Genomic DNA, 17,834 nt, shown 5'->3' with positions numbered 1-17,834 from the left:
CCATGCCCCACATCGAACGCCCGGACGGGGCCCGGATCCACTACGAGGTCCGCGGCACCGGCTTCCCGGTGCTGCTGCTGGCCCCCGGCGGCCCCGGCGGCGAGGTCGCCGACTGGGCGGCCGGACCGCTGGACCCCGCCACGCTGCACCAGGACTTCCAGGTCGTCTCCGTCGACCAGCGGCACTCCGGCGCCAGCACCGGCCCGCTGACCCCGTACGACTACGGCGTCGCCGCCGAGGACCTCGTCGCCGTGCTGGACGCGCTCGACATCCCGGTCGCGCACGTCGTCGCGGGCGGCCAGAGCGCCTCGGTGGCCTGGCGGCTGGCCGCGGACGCCCCGCGGCGGGTCCGCGCGGTCGTCGCCGTCGCCCCCGCGGGCCGGGACGAGACCAACGCGCTGGGCGACTTCCTCGCCGGGCACGAGCCCGCCATGCGGCTGCCCCGCGCGGCCTTCTTCGACGACCCCGGGTCCGAGGGCATGTCCGCCGTGCTCGAGGCCGCCCGCCGCGGCCGCTCGTTCGCCGCCGACCCGGAGGCCGGGCCGTTCGCGCGGACCATCGCCGCCGACCCGGCCGCCGTCGAGGCGCTCGCCGCGCTGCGCCGGGAGAAGTACATCTCCGCGCTCGTGCGCCACCGCGACGGCGTGTGGCCCGCGGGCCGGGCGTACTTCTCCGTCGCCGACGAGTGGTTCGCCGCCGCGCCAACCCCGGTGCTGGTGCTGCCCGGCTCCGACCGGCTCAGCCCGGCCGGGGCCGCCCGGCGGCTGGCCGCCGACCTCCCCGGCGGGCGCCTGCTCGCCGACTGGGCCGCCGCCCCCGCCGCCCCGGCGGTGACCGGCTTCCTCGCCGAGCACAGCCAGAACTGACGACCGGAACCGGAGACCACCCATGACCGCCATCGCACCACCACCCCTGGACGAGCTGGACATCACCAGCGAGTCCCTCTACGACGACCGCGGGGGGTACCCGTGGGCCGACTGGGACCGGATGCGCGCCGAGGACCCGGTGCACTGGTACCAGCGCCCGGGCTACGAGCCGTTCTGGTCGCTGACCCGCTACGAGGACATCGCCTGGGTCGCCCGCAACCCCGAGCTGTACTCCTGCCGCGAGCGGGTCGCCGTGGAGACCCCCGACGAGGTCGACAGCTGGGAGACCGAGCGCGAGCGCCGCGGCCAGGTCTACGGGCACCGCCCCGACCACGCCCCGGGCCTGGGCTTCATGGACGCGCCCATGCACCGCCAGCTCCGCCAGGTGATGTACCCCAGCTTCACCCCCAAGGCGCTGGCCGCCCAGGAGCTGCGCCTGTCGGCGCTGGCCAAGACCTACGTCGACGACTTCGTGCGGCTGCTGGACACCAACGGCACCGCCGACGTCGCCCACCAGCTCTCGGCCCGGCTGCCGCTGGCCGCGATCTTCGACCTGCTCGGCGTCCCGGACAGCGACTGGGACACCCTGTTCGGCCTGCACCAGGCCACCGCGGCGGCGTTCCACAAGGACTTCGCCCACCAGGACGGGCAGGACGCCACCGCGACCTTCCTGCGCGCGATGATGGAGCTGGACGCCTACATGTCCGAGCTCGTCCGCAAGCGGATGGCCGACGGCGGCGGCAACGGCACCGACATGCTCAGCAGGCTCGCGGCGGCGACGGTCAACGACGAGCCGCTGGCCTTCCACGACATCTCCTACCAGCTGTTCAACCTGCTGCAGGCGGGCAACGGCACCACCCGCAACGCCATCGCGGGCGGCATCAAGGCGCTGCTGGAGAACCCCGACCAGCTCCGGCTGCTCGTCGACCACCCCGAGCTGGTCGACAGCGCGGTGGAGGAGATCCTGCGCTGGACCTCGGTCGCGGTCGTCATGACCCGCACCGCCACCCAGGACACCGAGCTGGGCGGCAAGCGGATCCGCCGCGGCGACACCGTCGCCACCTGGTTCCCGGCCGCCAACCGCGACCCGGTCGCCTTCCCCGACCCGTACCGGTTCGACATCACCCGCACCCCCAACCGGCACTTCGCCTTCGGCGGGTTCGGCGAGCACCGCTGCATCGGGGCGAACCTGGCCAAGCTGGAGCTGCGGGTCATGTTCCGCGCGCTGCTGCCGCTGCTGCCGCGGCTGCGGCTGGAGGGCGAGTCGAAAATGCTCATCCTGCGGCTGCTCATGGCCGAGTACGTGACGCTGCCCGTCAGCAGGGTGCGGTGATCGGCGGTGACTGAGCTGGACCACGCCCCCGGGGTGGTGACCCCGCCGCTGCCCACGACGCTCGAGGGCTTCGCCGCCTGCGACGAGTCCGACCTGGACGTGGTGGTGCCCTGGACCGGGCCCGCCATCGACCCCGAGACCGGCGGCCTGGCCGGTCCGCTGCCCGAGGGCTACCTGGTGGCCACCTCCGGCGGCTGGCCCCGGCCCGGCGTCGAGCAGATCGCCACCGAGCTCAACCACGTGCTGCTGCAGGAGCTGTGGGCCAGCTCCGGACTGCTCGCGGCCACCTTCGGCATCTCGGCCAGGTGCTGGAACAGCTCCCGCGCCCTGTCGGTCTGGACCGACGACGAGTCGTTGCAGCGGTTCCTGACCTCCGACAAGCACCTGGAGGCGGTCCGCAAGACCCGCAACCTCGCCTACGCCTGGGAGGGGGCGCGCTGGACCCGCGCGGACCGGCACACCCTGCCCGACTGGGACGAGGTCCGCGCCGAGCTGGCCGCGCGCAGGCGCGACCGCCCCGTCACCCACTGAGCCCGAGGAACCCGACCATGACCCAGACCGCGACCCAGACCGCGACCCAGACCGCGACCCAGACCGCGCCCCAGGGACCGGGCGCCGAGACCATCCCGCCGCCCAGGTTCCCGCTGCCCGAGCTGGTCCCGGCGACGCCGCTGGGCGAGCACCTGCTGCGCGACTTCGACCTCACCTACGAGATGGTCTGCGAGCTGGCCGACCAGTACGACGAGACGACCGCGCTGGCCGCACCGGACGGGCACATGCCGCTGCTGTGGTACTTGGGGCACCTGACCTGCTCCAAGGACTACGTCGGCACCCTGCACGGCGGGTTCGACATGCTGCTGTCGCTGGACTTCTACGAGCTGTGGGCGGGCGACTGCGCGACCGTGGACTTCGACCGGGCGCCCACGTTCGAGCACATGTACTCGCTCTACCACCAGGTCCACCGCAGGCTGCGCCCGTTCGTCGCCGGGCTCACCCCGGAGGACCTGCGCCGCGGCACCGACGCCGAGATCGTCGCCGGGGTCTCCGACGACTGGAAGGCGCGGCTGCGGGTCGTCGGCGAGGCCGTCTCCCTGATCCAGATGCACGACGCCTACCACTGCGGGCAGCTCGGCAGCCTGTCCTCCGCGTTGGGCATGCGCGTCCCGTTCTAGTGGCGCAGCCGCGCGTCTACCATTCACACAACCACAACGAGAGGACCCATTCGGTGGCATCCCACATCGCCATTGTCAACTTCCCCGCCTACGGACACCTGAACCCGACGCTCGGGCTGGTCGAGGAGTTGGTCCGGCGTGGGCACCGCGTGACCTGCACCGTCACCGACCACCTGGCGCCCGCCGTCGAGGCGGCCGGGGGCGAGGCGGTCCGCTACACGTCGGTGTTCGGGGACTTCTACACCAGCCCGTTCACCGAGGAGGCGCTGTCCGGCGAGGGCCTGCGCACCCTCGCCGAGGCCACCTCGCTGGTCGAGCAGGTCGGGGAGTTCTACGAGGCGAACCGCCCCGACGTCGTGCTGCACGACTTCATGGCCTGGGGCGCGCGGTTCTTCGCGGCCCCGCGCGGCATCCCGCTGGTGCGGCTGTTCCCGACCTACGCGGGCAACGAGACGTTCAACATCCAGGCCAAGTTCCCGGTGGCCGAGCTGACCGACCCGAAGATGATGGAGATGATCGAGCAGCTCACCGCGCTGCTGCCCGAGGTCGGGTTCCCCGACACCGGGCCGATGGACTTCTTCATGAAGCCGGAGCACAAGTCGATCGTCTTCCTGCCGCGCGAGTTCCACTACGACAGCGAGACCTTCGACGACCGCTTCGTGTTCGCGGGGCCCTGCCTGGGCGACCGGTCCAAGTACCAGGGCACCTGGACCGCGGCCGACGACAAGCCGGTCGTGCTGGTGTCGCTGGGCACCGCGGCCACCGGCCGCCCGGAGTTCTTCCGCACCGCCGTGGCCGCCCTCGGCACCGGCGAGCACCGGGTCGTGCTGGTCACCGGCGACCACATCGACGCCGCCGAGTTGGGCGAGCTGCCCGACTCGGTGGAGGTGCACCACAGCGTGCCGCAGCTCGACGTGCTGTCCAAGGCGTCGCTGTTCGTCACCCACGGCGGCATGAACTCGGTGCTGGAGTCGCTCTACCACGGCGTCCCGATGGTCGTGGTGCCGCAGATGAACGAGCAGCGGGCCAACGCGCTGCGGGTCGCGGAGCTGGGCCTGGGCGCGCACCTGGCGCCCGAGGACGTCACCACCGAGTCGCTGGCCGCCGCGGTGGCGGCGGTCTCCGGCGACGCCGAGCTGCGCGCCAGGACCGCGGAGTTCGGCAGGTCCGTGCGCGCGGTCGACGGCCCGGCCGTCGCCGCCGACGCGGTCGAGGCGCACATCGCCGAGCACGCGGGCGTCTGACACTCCACTAAGGATCAGGCACAGCTCGACGAGACAGGGCGCCCGGACGGGCGCGCACAACCGAACACGTGGGTCCCGACGGGGCGCCACCGCCGAAGGGCGGGGGCGCCCCGTCGGCGTTCCCACCCGGAAGCGAAGGCAAAAGCAGTGAAACGCTTACTCATCGCGGGCGCGGCCATGCTGGTGGTCGCCGCGGGCGTGCCCGCCATCGCCACCGCGGGCGACTCCGCGGGCCCGACCGGCAAACCCGCCCGCTTCGCCGGGATCGGCTCCCCGACCGCGCCCTCGGGCAAGGGCTCGTTCCGGTTCGGCGTCTCCAGTTCGGCGACGCAGATCGAGGACGCCAACCCCAACACCGACTGGTACCGCTGGTCCGACCCGGACGGCCTGGCCAAGAGCCCGTTCGTCGGCGACGCGTCCGGCGGCTACACCCGGGCCATCGCCGACGTCGACCTGATCGCGAGGCTCGGCGTCGACTCCTACCGCTTCGGCGTGGAGTGGGCGCGCATCGAGCCCCGCCGCGGCGAGATCGACCAGGCCGCGGTCGAGCACTACAGCGACTTCGTCGACGCGCTGCTCGCCAGGGGCATCCGGCCGATGATCACCATTCACCACTTCGCCTTCCCGGCCTGGGTCGACGACCCGGCCGACGTCGGCTGCGCCAACGGCCCCTCCGACGCCAACCTCTGCGGCCTCGACCACCCCGAGGGCGGCCCGCTGGTCGTGCGGGAGATGGCCGACTTCGCCACGCTGCTCGCCCAGCGGCTGGGCGACCGGGTCGACGAGTGGGTCACGGTCAACGAGCCCATGGGCTACATGACCTTCTCGCACGCGTTCGGCGCGGGCCCGCCCGGCAAGGCCAACCTCACCGAGGCCACCCTGCCCCGCTTCGCCGCCGCCCTGCGCGGCTACCTCAACGCCCACGTCGCGATGTACCACGCGGTCAAGGCCGCCGACAAGGTCGACTCCGACCGCGACGGCCTCGCCGCCGCCATCGGCATCACCACCGGCGCGCAGGTCTACACCCCGGTCCGCGACGGCAAGGTCAGCGACGACCCGCGCGACGTGGCCGCGGTCGAGCGCTTCCGCGACTACTTCGACTACAAGTTCAGCGACGCGCTGTGGAACGGCAGGTTCGACCCGGCGTTCGACGGGAGCTGGACCGAGCCGCACCCGGAGTGGAAGGGCACGCTGGACTGGCTGGGCCCGCAGCTCTACGCCCACCAGGGCATCTACGACCCGGCGCAGACCCCGGACAAGCCCGCCTACCCGGTGATCGACGTCGGCTTCTGCGCCGAGTCGCCGTGCCTGCCCGCCGAGGACCCCAGCTACTGGGTCCCGGACATGGGCTACCACACCAGCATCACCGGCCTGCGCGAGGTGCTCGCCTCGACCGCGCGGCGCTACCCGGACCTGCCGTTGGTGGTCACCGAGTCCGGCATCGCCAGCGACAGCGGCGAGCGCCGCGCGCAGTACCTGGTCCGCGCGCTGGAGCAGATCGAGCTGGCCCGGTCCGAGGGCGTCGACGTCCGCGGCTACTACCACTGGGCGCTGATGGACAACTTCGAGTGGCTGCTGGGCCACACGCCGAAGTTCGGCCTCTACTCGGTCACCCCGGGCACCCTCGAGCGCGTCCCCACCGTCGCCGCCGAGGTCTACGCGCAGATCACCCGGACCCGCTCGGTGCTGCCGCCCGTGCGCGAGCAGTACGGCGGCACGGGCCCGCTGGCCCCCGAGCCCGCGAACTGACCCACCCCGGCAGCCCCACCCGGCACTCCCACCCGGCGCCCCCGCCCCAGAACCCGAGGATGAGCCATGAGCACACCACTGGACCGCGACCCGGCCGCGGTGCGCGCCGAGCTGCGCCGGATCGTGGCCGGGCTGACCGGCCTGGCCCCCGACGCCGTGCCGACCGACCGGCCGCTGCGCGAGCTCGGGGTCGACTCGGCCGGGGTGACCTCGGTGCTGGCCGGGGTGGCCGGGTGGACCGGCACGGCGCTGCCCGCCTCCGCCGCGTGGCGGTACCCGACCGTGGACGCCCTCGCCGCCGCGCTGTGCGGCGAGGGCGCCCACGGCGGCGACGGGCAGGCGCCCGCCGGTCCGACCGACCCGAGCGAGCCGGTGGCCATCGTCGGCATCGGCTGCCGGTTGCCCGGCGGCATCGAGGGGCCCGCCGGGTTCTGGTCGGCGCTGCGCGCCGGGGTCGACGCCGTCGGCGAGGTCCCGGCCGACCGCTGGGACGCCGACGCCTGGACCGACCCCGACCCCGCCGCGCCCGGCCGGGTGGTCACCCGCGCGGGCGGCTTCCTCGACGACGTCGCCGGGTTCGACGCCGACCTGTTCGGCGTGTCCCCGGCCGAGGCCCGGCACATGGACCCGCAGCAGCGCCTCGCGCTGGAGGTCACCTGGGCCGCGCTGGAGGACGCCGGGCTGGCGCCCCGGTCGCTCTCGGGCACCCGAACCGGGGTCTTCCTCGGCACGATGTCCCAGGAGTACCACCTGGCCACCGGCGCGGACCCGGAGGCCATCGGGTCGCACTCCGCCGTGGGCTGGGACCCCTCGGTCATCCCGGCCAGGGTCGCCTACGCGCTGGACCTGCGCGGCCCGGTGCTGTCGGTGGCCACCGCGTGCAGCTCGTCGCTGACCGCGCTGCACCTGGCGGTGCAGAGCCTGCGCCGGGGCGAGTCCGACCTGGCGCTCGCGGGCGGGGTCAACCTGCTGCTGCACCCGCACACCAGCGTGGCGATGACCAAGTTCGGCGGCCTGAGCGCCGACGGCCGCTGCCGCGCGTTCGCCGCGGACGCGTCGGGCTACGTGCGCGCCGAGGGCATCGGCGTCGTCGTGGTGCGCAGGCTCTCCGACGCGCTGCGCGACGGCGACCGCGTCTACGCCGTGGTGCGCGGCACCGCGGTCAACAGCGACGGCGCCTCCAACGGCATCACCGCGCCCAACCCCGCCGCCCAGGTCGCCGTGGTGCGCGCGGCGCTGCGCGACGCCGGGGTGCGCCCGGACCAGGTGTCCTACGTGGAGGCCCACGGCACCGGGACCCCGCTGGGGGACCCGATCGAGGCCGACGCGCTGGGCGAGGTCTTCGCCCCCGGCCGCGACCGGGCGCTGCTGCTGGGCTCGGCCAAGACCAACGTCGGGCACCTGGAGCCCGCCGCCGGGATCACCGGCGTGATCAAGGCGGCGCTGGCCGTGCACCACGGCGAGCTGCCCGCCTCCCTGCACTTCACCGACCCCAACCCGCGCATCGACTTCGCCGCCAACCGCCTGGAGGTGGTGACCGGGGCCCGGCCGTGGCCCGACGCCGAGCGCGTCACCGGTGTGAGCGGCTTCGGCTTCGGCGGCGCCAACGCGCACGCCGTGCTCTGCGCCCCGCCCGCGCCGCGCCGCCTGCTGGCCGCCGTCGCCGCCGCCGACACCGCCGCGCTGGCCGCGGCGGTGGCCGAGCTGGCCGCCGAGGACGACCCGTTCGCCGCGGGCCCGGTCCGCGTCGTCGGCTCCGGCCCGGCACGCGCGTTCGCCGTCGTGGAGCACGCCGACGACCTGGCGGACGCGCTGGCCGGGGCGCTGAACACCCCGGCGCCCGCGGACCGGGTCGCCTTCTTCTTCTCCGGGCACGGCGCGCAGTGGCCGGGCATGGCCGTCGACCTGCTCGCCGAGCCCGCCTTCGCCGCCGCCCTGCGCCAGGTCGACCACGAGGTCGCCGCGCACACCGGCTGGTCGGTGCTCGACGAGCTGCTGGGCGCGGGCGACCGGCTCGACCGGGCCGAGGTCGTGCAGCCGGTGCTGTTCGCGGTGCACGTGGCGACCGCCGCGCTGCTGCGCTCCTGGGGCGTCGCCCCGGACGTCGTGCTGGGGCAGAGCATCGGCGAGGTCGCCGCCGCCGTCGTCTCCGGCGCGCTCACCACCGCCGAGGGCGCGCGGGTCATCACCACCTGGTCGGCGCTCGTGGCCGCGCGGGTCGGCGGGCTCGGCGGCGTCACCGCCGTGGAGCTGGGGCACGCCCAGGCCGCTGAGTGGGCCGCCGAGCACGCCCCCGCCCTGGCCGTGGCCGCCCACCTGGGCGCCGGGCACACCGCCCTGGCCGGGCCGCTGGACGCGCTCGCCGCCGCGGAGGCCCGGCTCGCCGAGGCCGGGACCGCCGCCCGCCGGGTGCGCATCGACTACGCCGCGCACGGGCCGGACCTGGGCGCGCTGGCCGCCGAGGTCGCCACCGCGCTGGCCGACGTGCGCGGTGCCGCCGCCGAGGTGCCGATCGTGTCCACCGCGACCGGCGCCGCCCTGCCGGGCGCGGCCGTCGACGGCGCGCACTGGGCCCGCAACACCACCTCCCCGATGCTGGTCGCCGAGGCCGTCGCCGCGCTGACCGCCGACGGCCCCGTCACCGTCGTCGAGGTCTCGCCGCACCCGGTGGCCGCCCGGCCGCTGGCCGGACTGCCCGGCGTCGAGGCCGTGCTGCCCACCGGCGGGCGCGGCCGACCGGCCCGCTGGGCGCTCGAAGAGCTCGTCGGCGCGCTGTGGACCGCGGGCGCGCCCGTGGACTGGTCCGCTGTCGCCGGTGCGGGCGCCACCCGATCGGGCCCGGTGCCGATCGTCGTGTCCGGCAAGACCCCGCAGGCCCTGGCCGCCAACGCCGCCCGCCTCGCCGACGCCCTGGACACCCCCGGCGCCCCCGCGGTCGCCGACGTCGCGTTCACCGCCGCCACCACCCGCGCCGCGCTGGACCACCGCGCCGCCGTGGTCGCCGCCGACCCCGCCGAGGCCGTCGCCGCGCTGCGCGAGCTGGCCGCCGGGACCGCCACCACCTCGCCCGCGCGCGGCGGCACCGCGTTCCTGTTCACCGGCCAGGGCAGCCAGCGCCCCGGCATGGGCGCCGGGCTGCGCGCCGCGCACCCGGTCTTCCGCGCCGCGCACGACGAGGTCCTGGCCGCCCTCGACCGCCACCTGCCCGTGCCGCTGGCCGAGGCCGCGGCGGGCGAGGACGTGCACCGCACCGAGTTCGCCCAGCCCGCCCTGTTCGCCCACCAGGTCGCCCTCTCCCGGCTGTGGGCGTCGTGGGGCGTGCGGCCGGAGGTGGTCACCGGGCACTCCGTGGGCGAGCTGACCGCCGCGCACGTCGCGGGCGCGCTGTCGCTGGACGACGCCGCCCGGCTCGTGGTGGCCAGGGGCGCGCTGATGCAGGCCTGCCGCGCCGACGGCGCGATGGCCTCGGTGCGCGCGACCGAGGAGCAGGTGCTCGCCGCGCTGGTGCCCGGCGCGGCCCTCGCCGCGGTCAACGCCCCGGACCAGTGCGTCGTCAGCGGCGACGCGGACGCCGTGGACGCGGTCGCCGCCGTGTTCTCGGCGCGCGGGAAGCGGGTCAAGCGGCTGGTCGTCTCGCACGCCTTCCACAGCCACCACATGGACTCCGCGCTCGGGGCCTTCGCCGAGGTCGCCGCGTCCTGCGCGATCGCCGCGCCCCGCGTGCCGCTGGTCTCGTCGGTCACCGGCGAGCGCTTCGGCCCCGACCTGCCCGAGGGGCGGGGGCTGCGCGACCCGGGCTACTGGGTGCGCCAGGTGCGCGACGCGGTCCGCTTCGCCGACGCGCTCACCGGCCTGGGCGAGGTCGGCTCGTGCCTGGAGATCGGCCCGGCCGCCGTGCTGGCCGTCCTGGCCCCGGACTCGCTGCCCGCGGGCCGCGCGGTCGTGGCCAGCGTCCGCGCCGACCGCGACGAGGCCGCGGGCCTGGCCGCCGCCGTCGGCGCCCTGCACGGCGCGGGCGCCGCCCTCGACTGGGCGGCGCTGCTGCCCGGCGCCCGCCGCGTCGACCTGCCCACCTACTGCTTCCAGCACACCCGCTACTGGCTCGACGGCGCGGCCCGCACCGCGCCCGGCGGCGCCGACGACGAGCTGTGGTCCGCGGTGGCCGCCGGTGCGGTCGACCGCGTCGCCGCGCTGCTCGACCTGCCCGCCGACGCCCCGCGCACGCTGGCCGAGCTGATGCCGCACCTGGCGGGCTGGCGCGCGGGCCAGGCCGACCGGGCCGCGGTGGCCCGGCACGCCCACGAGGTCCACTGGCGCCCGTCCCCGGCGACCGCCCTGGCGGGCCGCAGGCTGGTCGTCGCCCTGCCCGGCGGCGACACCGCGCCGATCACCGGGCTGCTGCGCGAGTCCGGTGTGGACGTGGTGACCGCGCCCGGCCCGGACGTCGTCGGGGTGCTGGCCGTCGCGGGCCCGGGCGCCGACCCGGCCGCCGGGGTGTACACCGGCGCGGTCGCCGGACTGCTGCGCGACCTCGCCGAGTCCGGTGTGGACGCCCCGGTGCGCGTGGTGACCACCGGCGCCGCGCGCTGCGGCGCCACCGACCCCGCCCCCGACCCGGCCCAGGCCGCCCTGCTGGGCATCGGCCAGGTCGTGGCCCTGGAGCACCCCGGCCGCTGGGCGGGCCTGCTCGACCTGCCCGCCGACCCGGGCGCCGACCAGCTCGCCGCGCTGCTCGCCGACGACGGCGAGGACGCCGCCGTGCGCGGCGGGGTCCGCCTGGTGCGCAGGATTCGCCGGACCGCGCCGACCACCACCCCGTGGCGGCCGCGCGGGACCGTGCTCATCACCGGCGGCACCGGCGCCCTGGCCGCGCACACCGCCCGGCTGCTGGCCGGGCGCGGGGCCGAGCACCTGGTGCTGGCCTCCCGTCGGGGCGGGGACGCCGACGGCGCCCGCGCCCTGGCCGAGGAGCTGGCCGCCGCCGGGGTGCGGGTCAGCCTCGCCCGCTGCGACGTGACCGACCCGGCCGCGGTCGCCGCGCTCGTCGCGGAGCTGGCGCGCGCCGACGTGCCGCTGCGCGCCGTCGTGCACACCGCCGGTGTCGTCGACGACCGGCTGCTGGCCGACATCGACCCGGCCGCGCCCTCCTCGGCCGCGCCCGCCAAGGTCGGCGGCGCGCTCGCGCTGGACGCCGCCACCCGCGGCGTCGAGCTGGACGCCTTCGTGCTGTTCTCCTCGGTCGTCGGGGTGGTCGGCAACGTCGGGCAGGCCGACTACGCCGGGGCCAACGCCGCGGTGGACGCCGTCGCCGCCGCGCGCGCCGCGGCGGACCTGCCGGTGTCCTGCGTCGCCTGGGGCGCGTGGGGCGGCCCCGGGATGGCCGACGGGCGGGTCGGCGAGCACCTGCGCGGGCTCGGCCTGCGGCCGATGCCGGTGGCGCGCGGCCTGCTCGGCCTCGACGCCGCGCTGGCCGTCCCCGGCCACCTGGTCTTCGCCGACCTGGACTGGCCCGCCGTGGCCGCCGCCCTCGGGCCCCGGCCGCTGTGGGCCGACCTGCCCGAGGCCCGGATCGCCGAGACCCCGGCCGAGGGCGGGCTCCGGGCCGAGCTGTCGGCCCTGCCCGCCGCCGACCGGGACCGGGCGCTGCGCGCGCTGGTGGCCACCGAGGCCGCCGCCGTCCTGGGCCTGGCGGACGCGACCGGCCTCGACCACCGCCGCGGGTTCCGCGACCTGGGCTTCGACTCCATGATGGGCGTCGACTTCGCGGGCCGGGTCGCCGCCCGCGCGGGCGTCGCCGCGCCGCGCACGCTCAGCTTCGACCACCCCGACGTCGCCGCCGTCGCCGACTGGCTGGCGGGCGAGCTGGACCTGGCCGCGCCGGAGCGGGCCGGGGCGGTCGTGCTCGCCGCCGCCGACGACGACCCGGTGGCCGTGGTCGGCGTCGGGCTGCGCATGCCCGGCGGCGCGCACGACCTGGACAGCCTGTGGGCGGTCCTGGCCGAGGGCCGCGACACCCTGCGCGAGCTGGGCGCCGACCGGTTCGACCCCGCCCTGCTCGAGGACCCGGTCGTCGCCGCCGAGGGCCGCCCGGTGGTGCGCCAGGCGTCCCTGCTCGACGACGTGGCCGGGTTCGACGCCGGGTTCTTCGGCATCAGCCCGCGCGAGGCCGAGCCGATGGACCCGCAGCACCGGCTGCTGCTGGAGGTCGCGTGGGAGGCGCTGGAGAACGCCTGCCTGCGCCCGGACCTGCTGCGCGAGAGCCAGACCGGGGTGTTCGTCGGCGCGGGCCCCGGCGAGTACGGCACGCACCGCGCCGAGCGGGACCGCGACACCTACGCCCTCACCGGCACCCTGCCCAGCTTCGCCGCGGGCCGGATCGCCTACCACCTGGGCCTGCAGGGCCCGGCCCTGGCGGTGGACACCGCGTGCAGCTCGTCGCTGGTCGCGGTGCACCTGGCCGCCGAGGCGGTCCGCACCGGGCAGTGCGCCACCGCGATCGCGGGCGGCGTGCAGGTGCTGGCCGACCCCGCCGCCTTCACCGCGCTCAACCGCTCCCGCGCCCTGGCCCCCGACGGCCGGGGCAAGGCCTTCGCCGCGGCCGCCGACGGCTACGGCCGGGGCGAGGGCGTCGGGGTGCTGGTGCTGACCCGGCTGTCGACGGCGCGCGAGCGCGGCCTGCCGGTGCTCGGCCTGCTGCCCGGCACCGCCGTGAACCACGACGGCGCCAGCAGCGGCATCACCGCCCCCAACGGCACCGCCCAGCAGCGGGTGTTGCGCCAGGCGCTGGCCGCGGCGGGTGTCGAGCCGTCCGGTGTGGACTACGTCGAGTGCCACGGCACCGGCACCGCGCTGGGCGACCCGATCGAGGTGCGGGCGCTGGCCGAGGTCTACGGCGCGGGCCGCGCCGAGCCGCTGGCCCTGGGCACCGCCAAGAGCGTCATCGGCCACCTGGAGTCGGCCGCCGGGGTCGCCGGGGTGTGCAAGGTCCTGGCCGCCCTGCGCCACGGCGCGCTGCCCGCCACCCCGCGCAGCACCCCGCTCAACCCGGCCCTGGACTGGGACGGGCTGCCGGTGCGGGTGCTCACCGGCACCGAGCCGTGGGCGGCGGGGGAGCGGGTGCGCCGGGCCGGTGTGTCCTCGTTCGGCCTGTCCGGCACCAACGCGCACGTCATCGTCGCCGAGGCCCCGGCCGTCGAGGAGACCGCCACCGCCCCGATCGCGCCAGTCCTGCCGCTGGTGCTCTCCGCCCGCGACGGGGCCGCGCTGCGCGCGCAGGCCGACCGGTGGGCGGGCTGGCTGCGGGCGCGCCCCGACGCCGACTGGGCGGCGGTGGTGCGCGCGGCCGCCGCCCGGACGCCGCTGGCGCACCGGGCCGCCGTGCTCGTCGACGGCCCGGCCGCCGCTGCCGACGCGCTGGCGGCGCTGGCCGCGGGCGGCGCGCACGCCGACGTGATCACCGGCGTGGCCGCCGACCAGGGCCGGGTCGCGTTCGTGTTCCCCGGCCAGGGCGCGCAGTGGGTCGGCATGGCCCGCGAGCTGCTGGCGGGCTCAACGGCCTTCGCCGAGGTCATCGCCCGCTGCGACGCCGCCTTCGGCTGGTCGCTGACGGCGCGCCTGAGCGGCGACGAGCCGCTGGACCGGGTGGAGGTGGTGCAGCCGCTGCTGTTCGCGGTCGGGCTGGGCCTGGTCGCGGTCTGGGGTGAGCTGGGCGTGCGCCCGGAGGCGGTGGTGGGGCACTCGCAGGGCGAGGTCGTCGCCGCCGTCGTCGCGGGTGCCCTGTCCCTTGAGGACGCCGCTGTCGTGGTGACCGCCCGGTCCTCCGCCGTCGCCACCGTGACCGGCGGCGGCATGGCGCTGGTCGAGGCCCCGGTCGACTGGGTGACCGAGCGGCTGGCCGACGGTGTGGGCGTCGCCGCGGCGAACACGCCTGGGTCCACTGTGGTCTCCGGAATGGCCGACGCCGTGGACGCCTTCGTCGCCCGCGTGGAGGCCGAGGGTGTGTTCTGCCGCCGGGTCGCGGTGGACTACGCGTCGCACTCGGCGCAGATGGACCCGCTGCTGCCCGGCCTGCGCGCCGGGCTGGCGGGCGTCACCGGCGCCGCGGCGACGCTGCCGTTCCACTCCTCGGTCGCGGGCCGCCCGCTGGACGGGACCGAGCTGGACGGCGGGTACTGGGCCCGCAACCTGCGCGAGCCGGTCCGCTTCGACCGCGCCCTCGCCGGGCTGCTCGACAGCGGCGCCACCGTGTTCGTCGAGGCCGCCCCGCACCCGGTGCTGGGCATCTCCATCACCGACGCGGTGGCCGAGCGCGGCGGCGTCGTCGTCGGCTCGCTGGCCAGGGGCCGCGGCGGGATCGCCGAGGTGCTGGGCAACCTGGCCCGGCTGCACGTCGCGGGCCACCCCGTCGACTGGACCCCGGTGCTCGGCGCCGGACCGCGCGCCGAGCTGCCCCCGTACGCCTTCCAGCACCAGCGCTACTGGTCGGCGCCGTCGGCCGCGGGCGACGCCCGCGCGCTCGGCCTCGCCGAGGCCGGGCACCCGTGGCTGCGCGCGGCCACCCCGCTCGCCCAGGGCGGCGACCTGTTCACCGGCCGCGTCGACCCGGCCACCGACCCGTGGCTGGCCGACCACCGGGTGTTCGGCGAGGTCCTCGTGCCGGGCACCGGCCTGGTCGACCTGGTGCGGTCCGCCTGCGCCTCGGTCGGCCTGGACGCGGTGGCCCAGGTGGAGCTGGCCGCCCCGCTGGTGCTGACCGGCCCGGTGCGGGTGCAGGTGGCCGTCGCCGAGCCCGCCGAGGACGGCACCAGGCAGGCCACCGTGCACTCCCGACCGGAGACCGGCCGCGGCCGGTGGACCAGGCACGCCACCGCCACCCTGGCCGCCGCGGCCGCCGCCGAGCCGTTCCCGGCGATCGAGCTGGACGGCGCGCAGGTCGACACCGACGCCCTGCGCGCCGACTTCGCCGCCAGGGGCGTCGACTACGGCCCCGCCTTCACCGGCCTGCTGCACGTCGCCGTGGTGGACGGCGCCGCGCACGGCGTGGCGCGGCTCCCCGACGGCCTGAGCGCCGCGGGCTACGGCCTGCACCCCGCGCTGCTCGACGCCGCGCTGCACGCCTGCGCCGCCGTGGCCGACCCGGCCGACCCGGCCGAGGGGGCGCTGCTGCCGGTCCGCTGGAGCGGCGTGCGGCTGCTGGCCGCCGAGGCCACCCGGGTGCGCGTCCGCGCCACCGTCGCCGACGAGCCCGGTGGCAGGCGCGCCTCGGTCTGGGTCACCGACCTGGCCGGGGCCCCGGTCGCCCGGATCGAGGAGCTGTACCTGCACCGCGCGACCGCCGACCAGGTCCGCGCCGCCCGCCGGGGCGCCGAGGGCCTGCACCGCGTGGACTACCGCCCCGTGGGCAGCGCCACCGCGTCCGGTCCGGGCGGGCGCACCGTCGTCGTCGGTGACGCGGGTCTGGCCGCCTCCCTCGGGGCCCAGCACGTCGCCGACGTGGCGTCCGTGCCCGCCGACGCCGAGCGGGTGGTGCTGGCGGCGCCGAACCGGGACGCGGCCAGGTGGACGCTGGCCTCGATCACGGCGCTGCTCGGCGACGCGCGGTTCGACCGGGCCGCGCTCGCCTGGGTCACCCGGGACACCGCCCCGGTCGGCGGCGGCCGCGGCACCGCGCACGGCCCGGTCGCGGGCCTGGTCCGGGTGGCCAGGTCCGAGCACCCCGACCGCGACCTCCGGCTGGTCGACCTGCCCCCGGGCGAGGACACCGGCCTGCCCGCCGCCCTCGCCAGCGCCGAGCCGGAGCTGGCCGTTCGCGGCGGGGAGCTGCTGGCGCCCCGGTTGGCGACCGCGCCCGCCCCGACCCAGGGGCCGGGCGTGGACACCACCGGCACCGTCGTGCTCACCGGCGGCACCGGGGAGCTGGGGGCGGCCGTGGCCCGCCACCTGGTCGCCGCGCACGGCGCCGACGACCTGCTGCTGCTGTCCCGCCGCGGACCCGACGCCCCCGGGGCGGCGGACCTGCTCGCGGACCTGCGGGCCGCGGGCGCCTCGGCGCGGGCGCTGGCGGTCGACGTCAGCGACCGCGGCGCGCTGACCGCGGCGCTCGCCGGGCGCGCGGTGTCCACTGTGGTGCACCTGGCGGGCGTGCTGGACGACGGGCTGCTCGTCGGCCGCGACCCGGCCGCCCTGGACCGGGCGCTGGCCCCCAAGGCCGCGGCCGTCGAGGCGCTCGCCGAGCTGCTGCCCGACGCCGCGCTGGTGCTGTTCTCCTCCGCGGCGGGCGTGTTCGGCACCGCGGGCCAGGGCGTGTACGCCGCGGCCAACACCGCCATGGACGCCGTCGCCGAGGCGCTGCGCGCCGACGGCCGGGCCGTGGTCGACCTGGCCTGGGGGCTGTGGGAGCAGTCCGGGGTCGGGATGACCGCGCACCTGGGCTCGGCCGAGCTGGCCAGGATGCGGGCCCAGGGCGTCGCGCCGCTGCCGGTGGCCGACGGCCTGGCGCTGCTCGACGCCGCGCTGCGCGCCGGTCCCGGCCGCTACGTCCCGGTCCTGCTCGACACCCGGGGCCTGGGCGAGCGGGTCCCGCCGCTGCTGCGCGGCCTGGTCCGCCCGGCCGTGCCCAAGGCGGCGGCGCCCGCGGCGGCCCCGGCCGCCCGCTCGCTGCGCGACGACCTGCTGGCCAAGGCCCCCGGGCGCAGGCTCGCCGCCGCCACCTCGGCCGTGCGCGCCGAGGTCGCCGCCGTGCTCGGCCTGCCCGCCGCCGAGGTCGACGAGGCCGCCGTGCTCAAGCAGCTCGGCCTGGACTCGCTGATGGCGGTCGAGCTGCGCCGCAGGCTCTCGGCCCTGAGCGGGCTCACGCTGCCCGCGACCCTGGCCTTCGACCACCCTACCCCGGCGGCGGTCGCCCGCCTGCTGCTCGACCGGCTCGACCTCGCCCCCGTCGAGGAGGCGGCCCCCGCCGCCGCCGAGCCCGCCCCGGTCCTGGTGGCGGCCGCGCCGAGTGGTGGGTCCCGCTCGGTGGCCGACCTCAACGCCGAGCTGGACGCCTTCCTCGCCTCGGCGGGGCTCGACCAGTGACCCACCCGACGACTCCCACCACCGCGCACCGCGCACACCCCGATGGAGAGGCTCCGCGATGACGACACCGAACCCCGACCGGGTCGAGGTCCCGCTCGCCGCGCTGCGCGCCCTGCAGTCCAGGGCCGCCGAGCTGGAGGCCCGGCACAGCGAGCCGATCGCCCTGGTGGCCCAGGCCTGCCGGGTGCCCGGCGCGGACACCCCCGAGGGCTTCTGGGACCTGTTGGCGCAGGGCCGCGACGCCATCGGCCCGTTCCCGGCCCGCTGGGCGGCGCTGGACCTGTACGACCCGGACCCGGAGGCCACCGGCAAGTCGTACTCCCGCGAGGGCGGATTCCTGTCCGATGTGGAGGGTTTTGACGCGGAGTTCTTCGGCATCTCCCGGCGTGAGGCGCTG

At 77.3% G+C, this 17,834-nt stretch carries 8 protein-coding genes; all 8 read left to right on the top strand.

Features of this window, described 5'->3' with window-relative positions:
• Window positions 1–2 precede the first annotated feature (2 nt).
• Entirely contained in the window at window positions 3–866 is an 864-nt protein-coding gene (locus GCL84_RS08600; RefSeq protein ID WP_156754861.1) for an alpha/beta fold hydrolase, read from the top strand.
• A gap of 22 nt (window positions 867–888) precedes the next feature.
• Window positions 889–2,199, top strand: coding sequence for a cytochrome P450 (locus tag GCL84_RS08595; protein WP_156754860.1), 1,311 nt, complete (start codon window positions 889–891; stop codon window positions 2,197–2,199).
• Between the two features lie 6 nt (window positions 2,200–2,205).
• Entirely contained in the window at window positions 2,206–2,730 is a 525-nt protein-coding gene (locus GCL84_RS08590; RefSeq protein ID WP_156754859.1) for a hypothetical protein, read from the top strand.
• 17 nt (window positions 2,731–2,747) lie between these two features.
• A complete protein-coding gene (locus GCL84_RS08585; protein WP_156754858.1) occupies window positions 2,748–3,371 on the top strand; it encodes a DinB family protein in 624 nt (207 codons plus the stop codon).
• A 53-nt stretch (window positions 3,372–3,424) separates the two neighbouring features.
• Window positions 3,425–4,615 carry a macrolide family glycosyltransferase gene (locus GCL84_RS08580; protein WP_197523109.1) on the top strand — a complete coding sequence of 397 codons (1,191 nt, stop codon included), beginning with the start codon at window positions 3,425–3,427 and terminating at the stop codon, window positions 4,613–4,615.
• Between the two features lie 147 nt (window positions 4,616–4,762).
• Window positions 4,763–6,364 (top strand): glycoside hydrolase family 1 protein, encoded by a 1,602-nt coding sequence (locus GCL84_RS08575; RefSeq protein WP_156754856.1) that lies wholly within the window; start codon window positions 4,763–4,765, stop codon window positions 6,362–6,364.
• A gap of 66 nt (window positions 6,365–6,430) precedes the next feature.
• Complete coding sequence (locus GCL84_RS30600) at window positions 6,431–17,437, top strand: type I polyketide synthase (RefSeq protein ID WP_156754855.1); 11,007 nt, start codon at window positions 6,431–6,433, stop codon at window positions 17,435–17,437.
• A gap of 58 nt (window positions 17,438–17,495) precedes the next feature.
• A partial coding sequence (locus tag GCL84_RS08565) for a beta-ketoacyl synthase N-terminal-like domain-containing protein (RefSeq protein ID WP_156754854.1) occupies window positions 17,496–17,834 on the top strand: 339 nt, incomplete at its 3' end.

Origin of the sequence: Actinokineospora pegani (genome assembly GCF_009745975.1) — a bacterium.
Taxonomy (GTDB): domain Bacteria; phylum Actinomycetota; class Actinomycetes; order Mycobacteriales; family Pseudonocardiaceae; genus Actinokineospora; species Actinokineospora pegani.
The sequence above is the reverse complement of the archived record's forward strand: the minus strand, read 5'-3'. Positions and strand labels throughout refer to the sequence as shown.

Coding starts and splice junctions, on each gene's coding strand:
- GCL84_RS08600 (WP_156754861.1), top strand. CDS start 3: ATGCCCCACATCGAACGCCCGGACGGGGCCCGGATCCACTACGAGGTC.
- GCL84_RS08595 (WP_156754860.1), top strand. CDS start 889: ATGACCGCCATCGCACCACCACCCCTGGACGAGCTGGACATCACCAGC.
- GCL84_RS08585 (WP_156754858.1), top strand. CDS start 2,748: ATGACCCAGACCGCGACCCAGACCGCGACCCAGACCGCGACCCAGACC.
- GCL84_RS30600 (WP_156754855.1), top strand. CDS start 6,431: ATGAGCACACCACTGGACCGCGACCCGGCCGCGGTGCGCGCCGAGCTG.